4 protein-coding genes are annotated in these 16,380 nt (G+C 59.6%); all 4 read left to right on the top strand.

Going from position 1 to position 16,380, the window contains the following annotated elements:
* Positions 1-389 precede the first annotated feature (389 nt).
* The 4 genes from ACS4NR_RS15400 to ACS4NR_RS15385 are packed head-to-tail and all read left to right on the top strand — an operon-like array spanning position 390 to position 16,329.
* A complete protein-coding gene (locus ACS4NR_RS15400) occupies positions 390-3,914 on the top strand; it encodes a carboxypeptidase-like regulatory domain-containing protein (RefSeq protein WP_456017808.1) in 3,525 nt (1,174 codons plus the stop codon).
* Complete coding sequence (locus tag ACS4NR_RS15395; protein WP_456017807.1) at positions 3,911-7,537, top strand: Tc toxin subunit A; 3,627 nt, start codon at positions 3,911-3,913, stop codon at positions 7,535-7,537. The genes ACS4NR_RS15400 and ACS4NR_RS15395 overlap by 4 nt, the downstream gene beginning before the upstream one ends.
* Positions 7,538-7,583: 46 nt before the next feature.
* A complete protein-coding gene (locus ACS4NR_RS15390; RefSeq protein WP_456017806.1) occupies positions 7,584-11,660 on the top strand; it encodes a Tc toxin subunit A-related protein in 4,077 nt (1,358 codons plus the stop codon).
* Positions 11,653-16,329 (top strand): hypothetical protein, encoded by a 4,677-nt coding sequence (locus ACS4NR_RS15385; protein WP_456017805.1) that lies wholly within the window; start codon positions 11,653-11,655, stop codon positions 16,327-16,329. Before ACS4NR_RS15390 ends, ACS4NR_RS15385 begins: the two co-directional genes overlap by 8 nt.
* Positions 16,330-16,380 lie beyond the last annotated feature (51 nt).

Raw genomic sequence — 16,380 nt, 5'->3', positions numbered from 1 at the left:
GCGCGCCCGAGGGCGCCCTGCGAACAGCCACCATCGAGTGCGGGGATAGGGAATACCCGACTTGATGACGCTTGTGCACATTCGTATACCCCCCGGGCGACTAAACCCGACCACTGATTGGCAGCGGCACGGAACACGTTACGGAGCATCGGCAAAGCGCACAAGCCGGCGGATTCTGGCGGATCTGTAGGCAAAGGCGCAAGGCGTTGTAGTTTGCTGCGCGTGTCGAAGTAGGGCGTGGAAAGACTTAGCTGTTCTAGTAATCAAGCAATGTTTTTTTAGATGAATTGGATCTTTTGGACTGTCAGTTCTGACAGTGGTCGCGTGCAATGAGCACACGTATGTTGATCCCACAACGTGAGCGACCCATTGCCCGGAGCATTGCCGACATGAACGAAACCGTCGAGGACGACGAGAAAGGACGAGCCTGGCTTGATACCGAAAAGGTTCAGACCACTGTCGCTCAGGTCACGAAACTGGCAGACGGATCACTCAAGGAGCTGGGCGATGGAGCGCAGTTTTCCGAGGTGTTCTGGGCGGATGCGGTCGAAACATCGCTTTACCAGACACACCCCAGAGTGCCGGAGCTGCAAACTCAAATGGTGTGCCGGTACAAGTTCGAATCAGGCCGCATCTATGTGAAGACCTTGCGTTACAAAATGACCACGCGCTCTGGGAACTGGTATCGCGCCAATATAGATGTGGGTCTTCAAGCTCGTAACTGGGTTCGCAAGGACTCCCCTGACTCCATGCGTCAGGACACCCAATGGCACGATTATGAAATTTTTCTCGACTCCCCGCTCGGTCCTCCTGATTTTGGCGTGTCGCTGGCAATCCGGGTTAACTACGACGGATCCAACAACGATGTTGAACCCCACGAAGGGTGGGGCCTTGATATCTACCCAGCACAGAAACCGATTATCGAGGTTCCCACTTCCGGAACCTCGATCGATGTCGAGAAGCCGTTCACTGTATCCGGTAGAAACGGGCTTGTCCCCGGCACAATTCATTTGAGGTGGCAGTTTAACAATGCTGAAATTCCAGTGGGGACTGCTCCTGTCCAGAACAACGGGGGGTGGAATACCTCCATCATGTTGCCGCCCGGCGTTTTGGATTTCTACGCCGTACAAATCATTGGCAACCAGAACTCCGGTAAGTCCAATACCGTTACCCTCAAAAGGTACGTGGCACCACGTATCGACTCTCCGGCAAACAGTGCGGTACTCAAGTCGGCCAGCGGATTGCTGATCAAAGGCCGAGGCACGCCAGGCAATGTCATCGATGTGATGACCCCGGGGGGCGGCGTGTTACACGCCACGACAACCGTCAAGCCTGACGAAACGTGGGAAGCATCATTCAACCAGTCCAACTACCCTGACGGCGGTCGCGTCGATATCACGGCTGGCCACAGAGGCATGGATGATTGGACCGCTGCGCAATTCTTCACCTTGCTTCTGCAGCCGACAATCACGACGCCATCCGAATCAGCGGTGACCGATCCGAGAGGTCCGATAGAAGGGGGGAGGGCTATTCCAGGTGCGACCGTCGAAGTCCTCAAGGATTTCGAACATTCATTCAAGGTCGGCCAGGGCATTGCTGATGCCAACGGAGGATGGAGGGTTACAACGTTCACCCGCGACATGCCGCCGGGCCGCTTTACGGTTGTGGCGCAGCAAACGGTACCTGGCGGCACTTCGGAAGTGAGTGTGGCCCGTTCGTTCAAAGTCCGCCCCCCAACACCGAGCACAATCAACTTCACCTACCCGTCCCTCACCTCCATCGAGTTTTCCGGCGCAGGTTTTACCGGCGCCACGGTCGAGATCACGATTGTCCGAGGTCCGACTGGAGCTACGCCGCCACCTGCCGTTGTCGTGACCGCAGGCAGTTGGAGAACGACTTCACAGTACTGGCCCATCGGCGACTACGATCTGAAGATCGTGCAGAAAGTTGACGACAATGCTGGTGGCTGGATTCCCTCGCAGGAATACCATTTCAAGGCCTCATCAAAGCTTCCACCGCCCTCTTCAGTGAGATACACCAACGACCTCTACACTCCGACATTCATCGGCGAAGGTATTGCAGGGGCATCTGTCGAGGTCACCGACAAGGCGACCGGCGCTGCGCTCGCTCCATCGACGCAGGTCACGAATCAGGGCTGGTTGACCCGTGCCTTCGAGGCGTGGGCACCGGGTTCGACCCGCACCGTGCGTGTGGTGCAGAGGCTCGGTGCGGCGGTGTCGGACGCTGTTGAGCTGGTCATCAATATCGACCGTTTCCCACCGCCGACCGAGCTGGCTTTTACCGTTGTCGACTACAAACCGCGTATCACTGGCAGAGGGATAGCCGGCGCCACAGTGCAAGTGACGGATAAGCAGAGCGGCGCCGCCATTGCACCACCCGCGCCCGTGACGGGCCAGGGCTGGACGGCAGAGGCATCGACACCCTGGCAGCCGAATACCAGCAGAATCGTCCTGGTGGTGCAGTCCAAAGACGCTTTCGCCTCCGATCCGGTGGAAATAACCATCTCTGTGCCGCTGCTGGCACCCATCATCACTGCCGTCGAAGACGATGGACTCTCGCCGAAAATCTCCGGCTCCTGCTGGCCCGGCGCGACACTGAGCCTGAAGTACAGCGACAGTGCGACCGAGCACAAACCTGATGGAAGCAGTGGCACATGGACCTTCAAGCGCGACGCCGGGTTTGCTCCGGACGAGCAGCACACCGTGACGGTGATCCAGACCGTCGCCGGGCGACCGTCGCCGCCAGCCTCGCAAACGTTCTCGGTCAGCCCGGAGAAACCGGATATCACCGCGCCGAATGAAAACGCAGACACCCACTACGACATGAACGTGCACGGCATCAACGGCTATAACGGTGCCACATTGCAACTGCGGGACGCGCAATTCGGGCGGAATCTGGGTGAGCCGAAACGGCTGACCGCTCATGGCGACTGGTTCATCGAGCTGAAAAAACTCGAGTTCCGCAAATACCAGATCGATGCCGTGCAAACCATCGCCGGCAGACCCTCTCTGCCCAGCGCTGTGCGCAGTTTTTTTGTCGTGCTGGTGCCGCCGGTCATCACGGTGCCGCAGGAGCATCAATCGCTGGCGCGCACCTCGACGCTTCGTGGCACCGGCGAACCCCTTGGCCACGTGACGATCTGGTGTGAAAGTCCGAGCGAAATCCTGCTCGATAAAATCTCGATAGGCGCCAAGGGCGATTGGTTTGCCGACGTAACGTTGCCGGTCGGCAACTACAAAGTGAAGGCCCGGCAATTCTTCGACGATCATGAGTCGAAGGAAAGTCTTGTGCGCAGTTTCAAGGTGGTGCCCGCCGCGCCGGTTATCGAAAGCCCCGGGCGAGGTGTGCACGTCGGTCGTCGGGTTGTTGTGTCCGGCTTCGGCTACCCCGGTGACACAGTGCTGGTGACGCTGACGGGCAGCAAGGGTTCGGTACGCGTAAGCGCTCCGGTGCTCGAGGATCGTACCTGGTCGCTGACGCTTGAAACGGAGCAGTCCGACGGCACTGCGCAACTGGTGGCGGTGTCCTCGTGTGATGGCTTCGAGTCTGCCCCCTCGGCTCCACATCCAGTAGAGCTGGGCACTTACCTGCCCGCTATCGATGAGCCGACGCCGGGAAGCTGGAAAGAAAATCCGCTTCGCTTCCTCGGTAAAGGCCGCACGGGCGTGGGGCGCGTGGTGACCTGGTACGACCCTGATCAAGTCTTGAGCGAAGACATTGCCGTCACCGATCAAGGCTGGCGCGGCGAGGCATCGCACGCCTTGCGTCCAGGCGGCCACTGGTGCCGATTCCAACAGACCGTCACCGACGCTGCGGATGGCTCGACCAAGTCCGACTGGGTTGAAAGCGAGCGTTTCGAGGTGATTTCGATTCCACCGGGAGCAAGACCATGACCGAGCCTGTGATCCGTCCAGTGCAGCAGTTGCTGAGACAAGTGTTTAGCGATGAACAGCGCGAAACCTATACCGATTTTTGCAAATACTTCGAAAACGGCGGTTCGATTTTTCCGCTGGTCGAGCAAGGCGTTCAGGGGCTGGTCAGCCATTACCGGATGAACCCCGACGACGCGCGGGCCTTTCTACGCAGGGCCAACAGTCTGGCGGTGTTTGTCCGGCGCCAGTTCATCGAACATTCGTTGCGCGCTCCGCAGGCCCGGGTCACGCGCCCCGACAGCGGTCTGTTGTCGATGGTCGCGGGGCCGAGCTACGAGAGTTTGTTCTCGACCAATTTCGATGGGTTGTGCCCACCGCAGGCCCTGGAGTCAATCGCATCTCCGGTGGCTTACCTGATCGAGTTGTTGCGCTGGATCCAGGACAAAATCCACGCTATTGGCGGCGAGGAAAAACTCGATTTGCATGTGCGCCGTCAGGATCTGAAAAAGCTGCTGGTCGACTTCAATGCCGTGCATCAGGCAGTGTCGGCGCTGGACATCATCGTCCCGGTGCTCGAAACGTTTATCGAGGAAAACGATAGCGCTCCGGATCTCGAAGAGGCACTGATCCAGACCCGTTACCCCAACGGTCTGCCGTACTACCAGCATTGGGTCACGCTTGATTTTGTCGCCCGTGAACATGGCTTGTCGGTGGGTAATATCGCCCACATGGTGGATCTGGCCTATCCCTATTTCCTGCAGCCCGAGGCATGGGACAACGATGCCGGGCGCGCCTTTACCCATGCGTCGCGGCTGGGGCCTTATCAGCGTGAATTGCTGACGGAGGCTCCGATAAAATCTGGTGATACCGACGCAAGGGACGATTATTACCAATACAACTTTGGAGCACCTGGGACCGATTGGCTAAATCTCAATCAGGTGAAATTCTTTGGCGAGCGGACGGGGCTGGACACCCGGGATATCGAGGCGTTGCTGTCGATTCGCGAATTCGCCCCGACGCGTTCGGCCAACGTCAGCGTGTATGACAGCGAGCAACCGGGTGCTGACGAGAGCCAGCGATCCGGCTCGGTCTATCTAAACGCCGCGACCATCCCGGCGCTCGACATTGATTACAGGGAAGACAGCGAAGCCTTTCTGCATCGTTTGACACAAGACCCGACCATCATTGACCGCTACGAACGAATGAATCGCAAGTTGCGCCTGGATCGATGGCTGGAGCTGCCCAGCGAGCAGGTGGATGCGTTGTTGACGGCGGCGATCAGGGCAGAGGCCCGTCATGCGACACCGGCAAATCCGTGGTGGATTTCTACCCATCAGGTGCATGCGCTGGGCCTGTTTCAGTCGCTGCGTGAACGCTATGGCTGTTCGGCAGAGGATTTCGCGGCATTTATCGATGAAATCTCGATTTACGGTCGTGCCAATGCCCTGTCACTGTTCGATCGCACCTTCAACGGCCAGGGCAATTATCGCCAGCCCCTGGTGCTGGACGGCGCAACGTTTGCGACGCTGCCGGCGCAGGGTATCGCGGAGCTGACAATCAGCCAGTTGTGCAGCGGGTTGGGCATCGATCTGCAGACTTATGCCTACCTGGCAGTAGCGATCGAACGGGCGCACGGGTTCAGCGGCACGCTGAGGCGCACCACGGCAGTCATATCGAGTTTCTACCGGTTGGTGAAGTTGCCACGGCTGCTGGGCATTACCCCGGTCGAAGGCGTGCTGATGCTGACGTTGTTGGGCGGCGAGAGCTGGGTCGACGGGCTGGCAGGTTTGCCGCGGGTGCACGCACGGCTCAATAGCGAAACCACACCGGACGTGCTCAATCTGATGTATGCCCTGCACTCCTGCGTGTCCTGGTGCAAGGATCGCGAACTCCCCGTGCTGTGGATGCTGCAGCAAGTGGCACCGCTGCAGGCCCTGGCGGTTGCCACACAGGCTGAGCAGCAGTTGTTCGAGCAGATCCGCAACCTGCTGCCTGCCGCGCTGTTCAACAATGCCGGGCTGTCGATGGCTGGCGTTCCCTCGCTGGAGGGGCTGGACTGGCTGCGGTTGTTGACCGAACTGGTCGACCCGACAGGTCTGGTCATCGACCTGCAATTACCCGAGACCGACTACCTGAGCCTTGCCCGGCTAAAGTTCGACCAGGCAATCAGGGAGGGGCTGGGCGAAAACGACGCCAGTGTGCGGGGCATTCTCGTCGAGCGAATGCTCGGCGTGCTGTTGCAGGCGCGGGAGGCGCAGGTCTCGGTCGCCCGGGAGTGTCTGGCGGTGTACACCGGCCTTGATACCGAACGCGGGTTGCTGATGCTGATCTGGGCGCAGTCTACGGTTTATCAGTTGTTGTCGCAGGTCAGCGCGCGTGCCGATGCAACTGAGGCACTCAGTCCCGCTGCACGCACCGCAGAGCAACCCGACCCGCTGCTGAGCTTGCTGGCTGATGTGCGACGTCGCAGTGCTGTGGCGAGCAAGCTGGAACTGTCTGCGGTGTTGCTCGAAGACTTTCTGCAATACGGCCACGAGGCCTGGATGGCTCAGGACGATCGGCACTTGCTGTCGATCCGCACCCTGTATTACCTGACCGCGCTGGGGCGGGCCTTCGAGTTGAGCGAGCAACCGGCCGGCAAACTGCTCGACTATCTGCGTCAGGTCAACGCATTGCCCACGCCCCTGACAGGCCATGCGCTGCGGCTGGCACAGGAAGCGGCAGCGTTGCGGCTGGCGGCGTTTTTCGACTGGAGCGTGCAAGAAGTGCGTGAGTGCGTCAGCCGCATCGACCCTGCGCTGAAGATCCTCAAGACTTTGCCCCAGCTCGATTTGCTGATGCGCATCCGCGTGTTGGCCCGGCACAGCGGCATGGACGCCCTGACGATTTTTCTCGTGGGAAATCTGCCGGAGGACGTAGACAAGGACGCTTATCGAATTGCCGCCGAGCGCGCGCTGCTGAGCCTTTCAGATAACCGCGAGTCGGTGGTTGCCTTTGCCGATGAGGTGGCGCAACCACTGGTCACCATGACCTGTGTCGTGGACAAGACCGAGGTGGTGGCCGGTAAACCCGGCGAGAAAGTCCTGTTGACCGTGACGTTGACGGACGCCGATGACAAGCCACTGAGTGGCGTCAATGTGTACTGGCAAGTGAACCTCGGCACGATTGTGGCCAAGCCCACTGAAGTCAATGGAACGGTGACGGTCGAGTATCTGCCGGGCAAGGTCATGGGGCAGGAAACGCCACTGTTCTGGCTTGACCTGATCGACGCGCAACAGGCCCCGACCATCAATATCTCCGATGACGCCGTGACGCTGTCCTTCCCCCCACCATTAACTGCCCAGGTGCCGCTGCAGCCGGTTCCGGCGGGGCAGGAAGTCGAGCTGTACGCCACGCTGCGCGACGTCTATCAAAACCCCGGGCGCAACCGTCTGGTGCGCTGGTCCGCCGAACCTGCGAGCGGCAGTGGCGGCTCGGCGGTGATTCGCCCCGCGCAGAATTACGCCGACTTCGAGGGTGTTACACGGGTTTACGTGTCGAGTTCCTCCGGCGGCAAGTTCATTTTCAGCGCGCATTGCGATGCCAGTGAAAGAGAAACATTTTTTGACCCTATCACCTTCACCGAAGCACTGACTCACCAATGACCGTGTTGGTTGACGCAGTGTTCACCTCAGGATGCAGGACAAGACCATGACTCAACGCAATCTGGCTCCATTGTTGGAAAAACGCCGCGCAGCACTGGTCGATTACTGCATCGGTCAGGCTGCCAGGACCCGCTACTCCTTCGTGAAAACGCCGCAGGATCTGTTCGAGCTGTTGCGCATGGACCCGCTGGACAACTACCCGGTGCAAAGTTCGTGGGTCGCCGAGGCGACCAGTTGTGCGCAGCAATTCATTCATGCGGCGTATCGCAAGCTTGAGCCGGGCTATAAAAACAAGGCTTTTCCGGCGCAGGACCTGAAACTCTGGGAGCTGTACAGCAATTACCCCGACTGGGCGGCGCTGTCCTTGATTTCGGTCTACCCGGAAAACTTCATCAACCCCTTTGTGCGGCAGCGCAAGACCCGCCTGTTCAAGGCACTGGAAAATGACTTGAATCAGGCGCGGCTGACCGGCGATTCGGTGCAGCGTGCCTCGCAGCAATACCTCAAGGCATTCGAGCAGACCTGCAACCTGGATGTCATCAGCGCCTGTCTGGATGGCGACTCGGCAAGCAATGCCACTTACTATTTCGTCGGCCGGCAGCGGGTGCAGCCGTTTCAGTATTTCTGGCGCAAGGCCGACATCGAGCTCACCGCTTCCGGCAATCCGGTCAACCCGGCGGCATGGAGTGAATGGCAACCTGTCGACATTCCAGTGGGGAACAGGGTTCTGGATATGCGCCCGTTGTTTTGGGGCGGGCGTTTGTGTCTGGTGTGGGCTGAGTGGCGCGACCCGGTGGGTATCAAGGGGAGCGAGGGCTATTTGGCCCCCAGACTGGATATCAACCTGGCGTTCATGAGCCAGAACGCAGAATGGTCGGCACCGCTGAGCTTGTATAGCGCTGATCAGGACACCAACAACAGCGACAGGAGCCTTGATTCCCGGCTGATTGCAACAACGTTTTCCGATGCAATTCACCCCAAGGGTCGCCTGGGTGTATTGCTTATCAGCCCGGCGGGTCTGAGGGTGAGCACCACCCGTGATGTGTTCTTTCGTCCGTTGCCTGAAGACGACGGCAACTGGCTTGTATATCTGGCCAGTCATCGCTTCACCGATGTCCTGACCTTGCAGCATGCACTGACGCCGAAAAATCAGCCGGTGGTCGAGATCAAGAGTGAGACCTCGGGGGATTTGACGGCTTATTACGGGCTGCAGGCGGTGTTTTCGGAGGTAGGAACAGACGACTTTCTGTGGGTTAGAGGCCTGTGCCGGGCGCGGTCTCCGGTTGGAGATGAGAAGGTCGATTTTACCTTGAAGCTGAACAATCCGGCCGGGGATGACCCGACAGAAACCAAAGCCCAGCAGCCCGTCGCGGGTGGTTGGGCTACTGAGTGGATGAAACTGCAACGCGCGAAAGGCGGATTTACCGGGCTGGCCGAATTTACCTTGAGCGGCACAGGCCAAGGCAGCAAGACCTTTACAGTCTCACTCACCAAGATCACCCGTTTCGTACCACCGACTCTGGAAAAGAACGCGTTGGATGCGGCGCAGTTCATCGGTTTCAGGCAGCCCGGAATGTTGCAGCGCGCGCGCTTGAACTCGCTGTTCGGCCCGGAGCTGGTGCAACTGAGCAATATTTCCGTGGATGCCGTACTCGACTGGGAGACCCAGTTCCTGGCGGAGCCGCCTCCAGCCTCGGGGCCGATCGCCGAGCCGAACGGGGCGTTCGACGGGGCCAACGGTCTGTATTTCTGGGAGCTGTTTTTCCATCTGCCGCATCTGGTGGCGGCCCGTCTGCGGGCCGAGGATCGCTACCAGGAAGCGCAAAGCTGGTCCCATTACGTGTTCGATCCGCAAGATTCGCGAGACCCGGAAAAACCAGGGAATGCGCCGCCGAGGCCTGAATACTGGCGTTGCCGGCCTTTGGCCGCTGTGGGGAATGTGGGCGTCGAAGCCATGCTGCCGACCGATCCGGACGCGATTGCCTATGCCGCACCCCAGCACTACCAGATTCTGGTGTTCACCGAGTATGTGAAGAACCTGGTGGCGTGGGGCGACTGGTACTACCGCCAGCTCACCCGCGATGCGCTGGTGGCGGCAAAACTGTGTTACGTGCAGGCGCAGTTTCTGATGGGCAAGCCGCCTTCCGCCCGGGCAGTAACCCGTTGGCAAGCGCAGACGGTAGAAGCCTTGCTGAACCAGAGCACGAGCCGCCCGGCGCTTGAGCAGTTCGAGCAGGAGCTGCAGTTTTCCCTGGCTGACATTCCTCCAGCCGCCGAAGCGTCACCGTTGATGGGCCTGCTGGCGAACGAGTCGTTCAAACTGCCGATCAATGAGCAGTTGCTTGAGCTGTTCGACTTGCCGGGGCAGCGCCTGAGCAACTTGCGCAACAACCTGACCCTTGACGGTAAACCACTGGACGTTCCGCTGTTCAGCCCGCCCACCGATCCCAATCAATTGTTGCGCGATCTGGCCGCTGGCGGAGTCGGCATGCCGCGGCCGATGGGCGGACGTCTGGTGGTGGGGGCCTTTCGCTGGCGCGTCAGCTACGAGGCGGCGCTGCGCGCCGTGCAGACACTGCAGGAGTACGGCAGCCAGGTATTGCGTCTGCTGGAACAGCGCGATCGGGCGGAACAGGAAGAACTGCAGCAAGAGCACCTCAAGGAGCTGGGCGACTACGCCCGCGCGGTTCAAGAGCAATCCATTGCCCAGCTTGAAGCCAGCCTCACGGCCCTCGGTCAGAGTCAGGCCATGGCCCAGCAACGGGCCGATCGATACAACGCCTGGCACTACGAACACATCAGCGATGCCGAATATCAGATCATGGACAAACTGACGGTGGTCAAAGGGATCAACACCGGGCTGCACGCGATCAAGTCTGTAGGCGCGGCATTGGCGGCTGCGCCGAACATTGCCGGCACGGCTGTCGGTGGGCATCGTTTGGAAAAAGCTGCGGATGCTATGGTCTTTGGTCTGGAAATCAGCGCGATGGTTTTGCAGATCGACGCGGATAAACAAGCCATCACCGAAAGCTACCGCCTGCGCCGCAGAGAGTGGGAGTTGCAACGAGATCAGGCACTGGCCGAGGTCGGGGCGATCGCCGAGCAGATCACCGCGCAGACATTTGCCCTCGATGCCGCCAGAACGAGTCTGGAGCAAACCCTGCGGGCCAACGGTCAGGCACTGGCGCTCTACAACTACCTGAAGAAACGCGCGACCAACGCAGAATTGTTCGGCTGGCTGCTGGGCCAGCTCAAGGCCTTGCACTATCAGGCTTACGATGCGGTGGTCAGTCTGTGCCTGAGTGCCCGGTCGTCGTTGAGTGCTGAAACCGGCGATTACGAAACCGCTGAGGCGTTGCCGCAGGTCTGGCTGGACAACCGTCATGGACTGACTGCCGGTGAACACTTGCGCGAGTACCTGCTGCGCATGGATCGCCTGTACCTGCAAAGCCATGAGCGCCGTCTGGAGCGGGTCAAGACCATTTCGTTGCGACAGCTGTTCGATGACCAGGTTGATCCGCAGGCGGGATTCTCCGACTGGCCCAAGGCGCTGGCCGAGTTGATCGACAAGGGCGTGCTGGAGTTCCAGCTGACGCAGTTGTCATTTGATCGCGATCACCCGGGGGAGTATTGCCGGCTGCTCAATCTGGTCGAGGTCGACCTGCCCGTACTGCTCGGACCTTATCAGGATGTACAGGCGACGCTGCTGCAGGTCGGCAGCATGACCGCTACCCAGGCCTCGGCGCGCTCGGTCGAGTACCTGCATCAGCCGGCGGGCAAGGTGGCGCCGGTCGAGGTGCTGTTCAATCTGCGCAGTGGCCAGCAGATAGGTTTATCCGTGGGGATCGCCGACACCGGCATGAACGCCGGCAAACCGGATGAAGGCTTGCTCAACCCGTTCGAGAACACCGGTGCGATCTCGCGCTGGCAGTTGCACTTTCCCTGGCCCCAGAGCGAGCCGCAAGCACCGATGCTCAAATCACTCACCGACATCATTCTGCGCGTCCGATACACGGCCAAGGCCGGTGAGCCGACGTTTACCCTCGCCGTCAAAGACCTGGTCACCCGGGCGATCACGTCCCGCCAGACAGGCAATATCAAAGGAGCAGGCCATCATGGTTGAACCCGTCATTCAGGCTAATGACAGTCTGGTGCTCAATGGTGATTTCCGTGAGGCCTTGAGCCATTGGGAAAAGGGGCCGGTTAACAGCCGCTGGGTTACGGTCGTGGGCGAGCCGTACGAAGGCATACAGATCAGGATGCTTTCAGTAGCAAACCTTGCCTCTGCCTTTCAGGAAATGACCGTACCTGTAACGCCGAGCGCCGGAGCCAGGTACGTGCTGAGTTTCCTGTATGAAACGCGGCATACCGAAGCGGGCCGCATGATATTCACTGATGAAAGTGGAGCCACGCTTGGAGAAATCCCGTTGCCGCCCGGCAGCCCTCGTAACCTTGAAGAGGACCAGGCACGGATCACTCAAGGGTTGCCGCTGGAATTCAGACCGCTCAAGTACAACGCCGAGCTCGATCTGCCGTTGCAGCGCCAGGACAAGATTCGCGTCACAGTGGTCGCTCCGGGTAATGCTGATCCCGAGGACTATAACTCTCTGGTGTTGATCACTCGGATTCGCCTGGACTTGCAACTTGAGCCCGCGCGAATGCAGACGGTGAAGGTGGACGCGGAGCAATCGTCATCCGGCAAGCTGGTTCACCTCTGCCTGGGTGCGGACGGGAGCTTCCAGCATCAGCTTGCGTTCGTACCCGACCCCGACAGCCCCTGGCTGCACACCAAAGCTGCATTGGTGAGCGATGACAATCCACAAGGCGCGGTTATCGCAACGCCTGACTGGGGCGTCGATCAGCCGCTGGATTTGCCGTGGAACCTGCAGTGCCCGCTGATCGGTGATCAGGATCCTTACCTGTTCACGGTGCAGTTGGTGAACCAGTACACCGCCGAGCCGTATTCGATGCAAGTCTCGCTGGGGCATCACCGGCTGGTGTTCCGTGAGGTGCTGGAGGCCGCGTATTTCCCGGTGCTGGAGTTGACGCAATCGGTGCGTCTGGGGGTGCGAGTGGCCTCCTGGTACACCGGTCAGTTTCTGGCCGGGCGCACGGTGACCTGGACCACCGAAGGGCTGGGGGTGCTGAGCACGACACCGACCGACGCCGAGGGCTGGGCATATTTCGATTACTTGCCCAATGCAGCAGGCGACATGGTTATCCAGGCCTCGGTAGCGAGCCCTTACTACGCCAGCGGGGTCGAGACCACGACACTGGACGTTCGTGTGCTGGCGAGCGATCCATGGAAGGACGTTCTGGCGGTGGTAGAAAGCAACGCCTTGCCCTGGGCGCAGAAGACCGGCTATCCCAACCGTGGCTCGACCTATCAACTGAGCGTGCGGGTGCCTGAAGTGTTACGTGGTTCCACGATGGCACTGCATTGGGAAGGCGACAGCGCCGCACAGTTGGGCGTGCAACTGCGCCCGGAGCTGGAAGCCTCGATACCTGTAGGCACAACAGACCTGAACTGGGAGTTGATCTGCCAGGACAAACTCGACGGTCGCTTCCACTTGCAGTTGCTGTGTTCGAAGCTGCTGTTGCCCTCCAGCAGAAAACCGATGTCACTGGCGCGTAATCTGGTGCGCATTGGCGACGTTCAGGAGGCCAACAAATTTCCCGTGGTGGACGAAGGCGAAAGTGTTCTGTTGCGGGTGCAGGTGGTGCATGTGGTCACCGGCGGCAACGGCGATCCGGTCAACAATGCACGGGTGGACTGGCAGACTCCCGAAGGCACGATTGCCACCCGATCGGGGATCGGTGGCTGGGCCAGCGTGTTGTATCAACCGAGCCGCGACGGTGAGCTGGTGGTGACCGCCCGCGTGCTGGCGCATGACGAAGCGGTGCCGGTGGAGCGACCGTTTACGGTCAAGGCACTGCAGAGCAGTCCCTGGAAAAACAAAATCAACATCCTGTTTGACGGCAATGAGGTTGACCTGACCGAATTAGGCCTGCTGTGCTGGCGCGGAGACCCGCACACCCTGCGGATACAACCCACGCCCGGCAGCTCGCTGATTGGACAGATGATCACGCTGCAATGGCGTGGCGAGCCGCCGGGGATCGGCTTGACCGTCTCGGATATCGGCAAGCCGCTGATGCTTGAGCCATCGGGGCTGGAATGGCGCTTCAGTTCGCAGGTCGCGTCGAGTACCAGCAGTCTGTTCAGCCTGACCTTGAGCAGCCCGGGGCTTACCGCGCCCCGGGAGTTGTTCGGTCGGCTGATCTCCACAGAGCTTATGGATGAACTGACGTTGATGCTGGACCAGGTGACTGCGACAAACGCCAGTCAGAGAATGTTTCCCTGCATCGGGGCCACGCACACCTTGCGCTACCTGCCCAATGCCTTGAGCCCGCTGGTGGGCCTGCAGGGGATGTTGATGTGGCTGGGAACCCCGGCCGAAGAGCTGGGCGCGAGCGTCGAACCTCCGCTCGATAGTGCCCGGCCACTTGACGACGGGGGGATCGGATGGGCACTGGACTTCAGCGCGAGCGAGACCGCTGGCGACTTTGCACTTGGGCTTTCTTTGCCTGCATTGAACCTGTCCATGACCGCCAACCCGATGCAGCTCGGCCACAACAAGTTGCGAATCGAAGGCTGGCGTGAGTCTGCGGTCGATGCCGTCCTTGGCAAGGATAAAGCCTGGAGCTGGGTCCGGGTGGTCTCGGCTTTTACCAGCCAGGCGGTAGCGCAGGTGGCGGTGCAGTGGACGAGCGCAACCGGCTCCGACATCGTCGCCAGCGATGACCTCGGCTGGTCGGGTTTTGGCCTGCTACCGGGCACGGTTGGTCGGCAGGAGGTGGTGGCCAATGTGCACAGCCCGTTCGATGGCTACGAAGAGCAGCGTGCCCTGTCCTTCACGACGCTTGCCCGTGATCCTTGGGAAGCGGTGCGGGTGCGTTTCGATGGGCATGATGAACATCCATGGGGCAGTCACACGTACTTTCCGCGACGCAATGGCTCACATGCCATCGAAGTACTGCTTCCGGATGGCAGCCCGTTGTTCGACCAGGAACTGACCTTGGGCTTGACCGGCACCGGCCCTGCGGAACTGGGGCTGAGTTTCGAACCTGCGCTCGGCGCATCGCGCCGGCCCTCGGCAATCGGTTTGCGTTATTTCCTGCGTTGCGCCGACCTGAAGGACGGTGGCTTCGCGCTGCGTCTGGGAGCGGAGCGCCTCGCCAGCCTGTCACCGGCCAATGCGATGTCGCTGGGGGCCGGGGCACAGGTGTGGAAACTCCTCACCAGTAGTAGCGTTCAGCAAGTGGTGGAATGGGAGCAGGAACTGGTCGAGCAGGTAAAGGTGGTGTCGTCCGTTTCCGGTCAAGGTATCGCCGGGGTATTGGTGACCTGGCGCAACGAGGATCTGGGGACGGTCACCAGTCTGACCGACTTTTATGGTGTCGCCATTGTGCGTTTCAAACCGCGGACACCGGGCACGGCGGTAGTGACGGCGACGGTGGGAGAGGCGGCGCAATCGGAGTCGGTTGATCTGCCGTACACGCTTGAAGAACCGCGAGTTATCAGCGAATTCTACGAACCGGAAGATTCACGATTGCCACCCAATGAGGAGCGCGCGCATGCCATTGCCAAAGTGATCTCGGCACTTACCGGTTTGCCGCTGGCGGGTGTGCAGGTGCGCTGGGATTTTGCAGGCACTGCCTTGACGCCGTCGGTGACGGATGAAGAGGGTCTTGCGCGGTTGACCTTTACTTATCCGGCTGACGGAGATGGAGTCTTATCGGCCACTGTCCGAGGCGGGATGGGTGGTTGGGATATGGCGCAACTGGGGTATTACGGCATAGTGCCGGTGATTGAGTCGTTGACCAGCCCCTCGCAAACTATTCTTCCCGGCCAGCGAATCATTGCGGAAGTGACCGTTGTATCGCATTCAAGCGGCAAGCCCGTTGGTGGAATAAAAGTCGTATGGGCGTTTCCAGGAAGGAATTTACCTGACACCAAAACAGGAGTTGACGGCAAATCGCGGGTGGACTTCGAACAGTGGGAATTGGGGACTTTCGTACTCACTGCAACGGTAGGCTTCCAAAATTCACAATCGCTGGAATTTTTCGTTAGTCATGACTTGGAGCTAAAGGATCTGACGGTGGCCAGTACGGCTGTGGAACTTTCCAAACCGCAGTCTGCGCAGGTGCAAGTGCTGAACCGAACTACCGGCAGGCCTGCAGAAAATATAGAGGTGACCTGGTCTTTAACGGCAAATCAATCGGTAGTGGTGACAACTGATGCGAGCGGCTGGTCTCGGCATTCGGTTCTGCCGACGGAGTACCCCGAAACCGGAATAGCAAGGCTCAGTGCTTCCGTGAGGAGCGGGCGAGACGATGTCACGGCTGGTGTTGATGTATGGGTGAGCGACTATGACAATCGTGTGATAAACGAAGTTGCACTGATAGCCGATGATTTGATCGTCAGCATTCCGTTTCAGGTGATCAGTCCTCTAGTGCAAGGCAGCGAGGTCAGTATTCAGGGAAATTTTCCAGTCGATTGGATCGGTCGGCAATGCTCTGTCGGATGCACTCATCCAGGCATCATCTTTACTCCAGCTATCAATGTGCTAAGGAGAGTCGACCAACGGATTGTCCTCTGGAAAATGAAGGTAGATGTTCCCGTGCAAACGCAATTTGCGATGTCGTTGTATAGTCCGGGCATTGTTGGTTCAAATGGTGCTCGATTCCGGGTCATCGCGCGGAGCGCGAATGAGGATGCAGAAGATAAATAACGCGGCACTGACTGGATGCTGTTAGCGGCGTGAGCTTTCATCTGTTCCCAC

The sequence above is a fragment of the Pseudomonas sp. JQ36 genome, assembly GCF_053851495.1.
Note: the sequence above shows the minus strand (reverse complement) of the source record. Positions and strands in the feature narration are given on the sequence as shown.

What these genes read in the sequence shown, in the direction of transcription:
- ACS4NR_RS15400 (WP_456017808.1), top strand. Translation starts at nt 390, where the DNA reads ATGAACGAAACCGTCGAGGACGACGAGAAAGGACGAGCCTGGCTTGAT.
- ACS4NR_RS15395 (WP_456017807.1), top strand. Translation starts at nt 3,911, where the DNA reads ATGACCGAGCCTGTGATCCGTCCAGTGCAGCAGTTGCTGAGACAAGTG.
- ACS4NR_RS15390 (WP_456017806.1), top strand. Translation starts at nt 7,584, where the DNA reads ATGACTCAACGCAATCTGGCTCCATTGTTGGAAAAACGCCGCGCAGCA.
- ACS4NR_RS15385 (WP_456017805.1), top strand. Translation starts at nt 11,653, where the DNA reads ATGGTTGAACCCGTCATTCAGGCTAATGACAGTCTGGTGCTCAATGGT.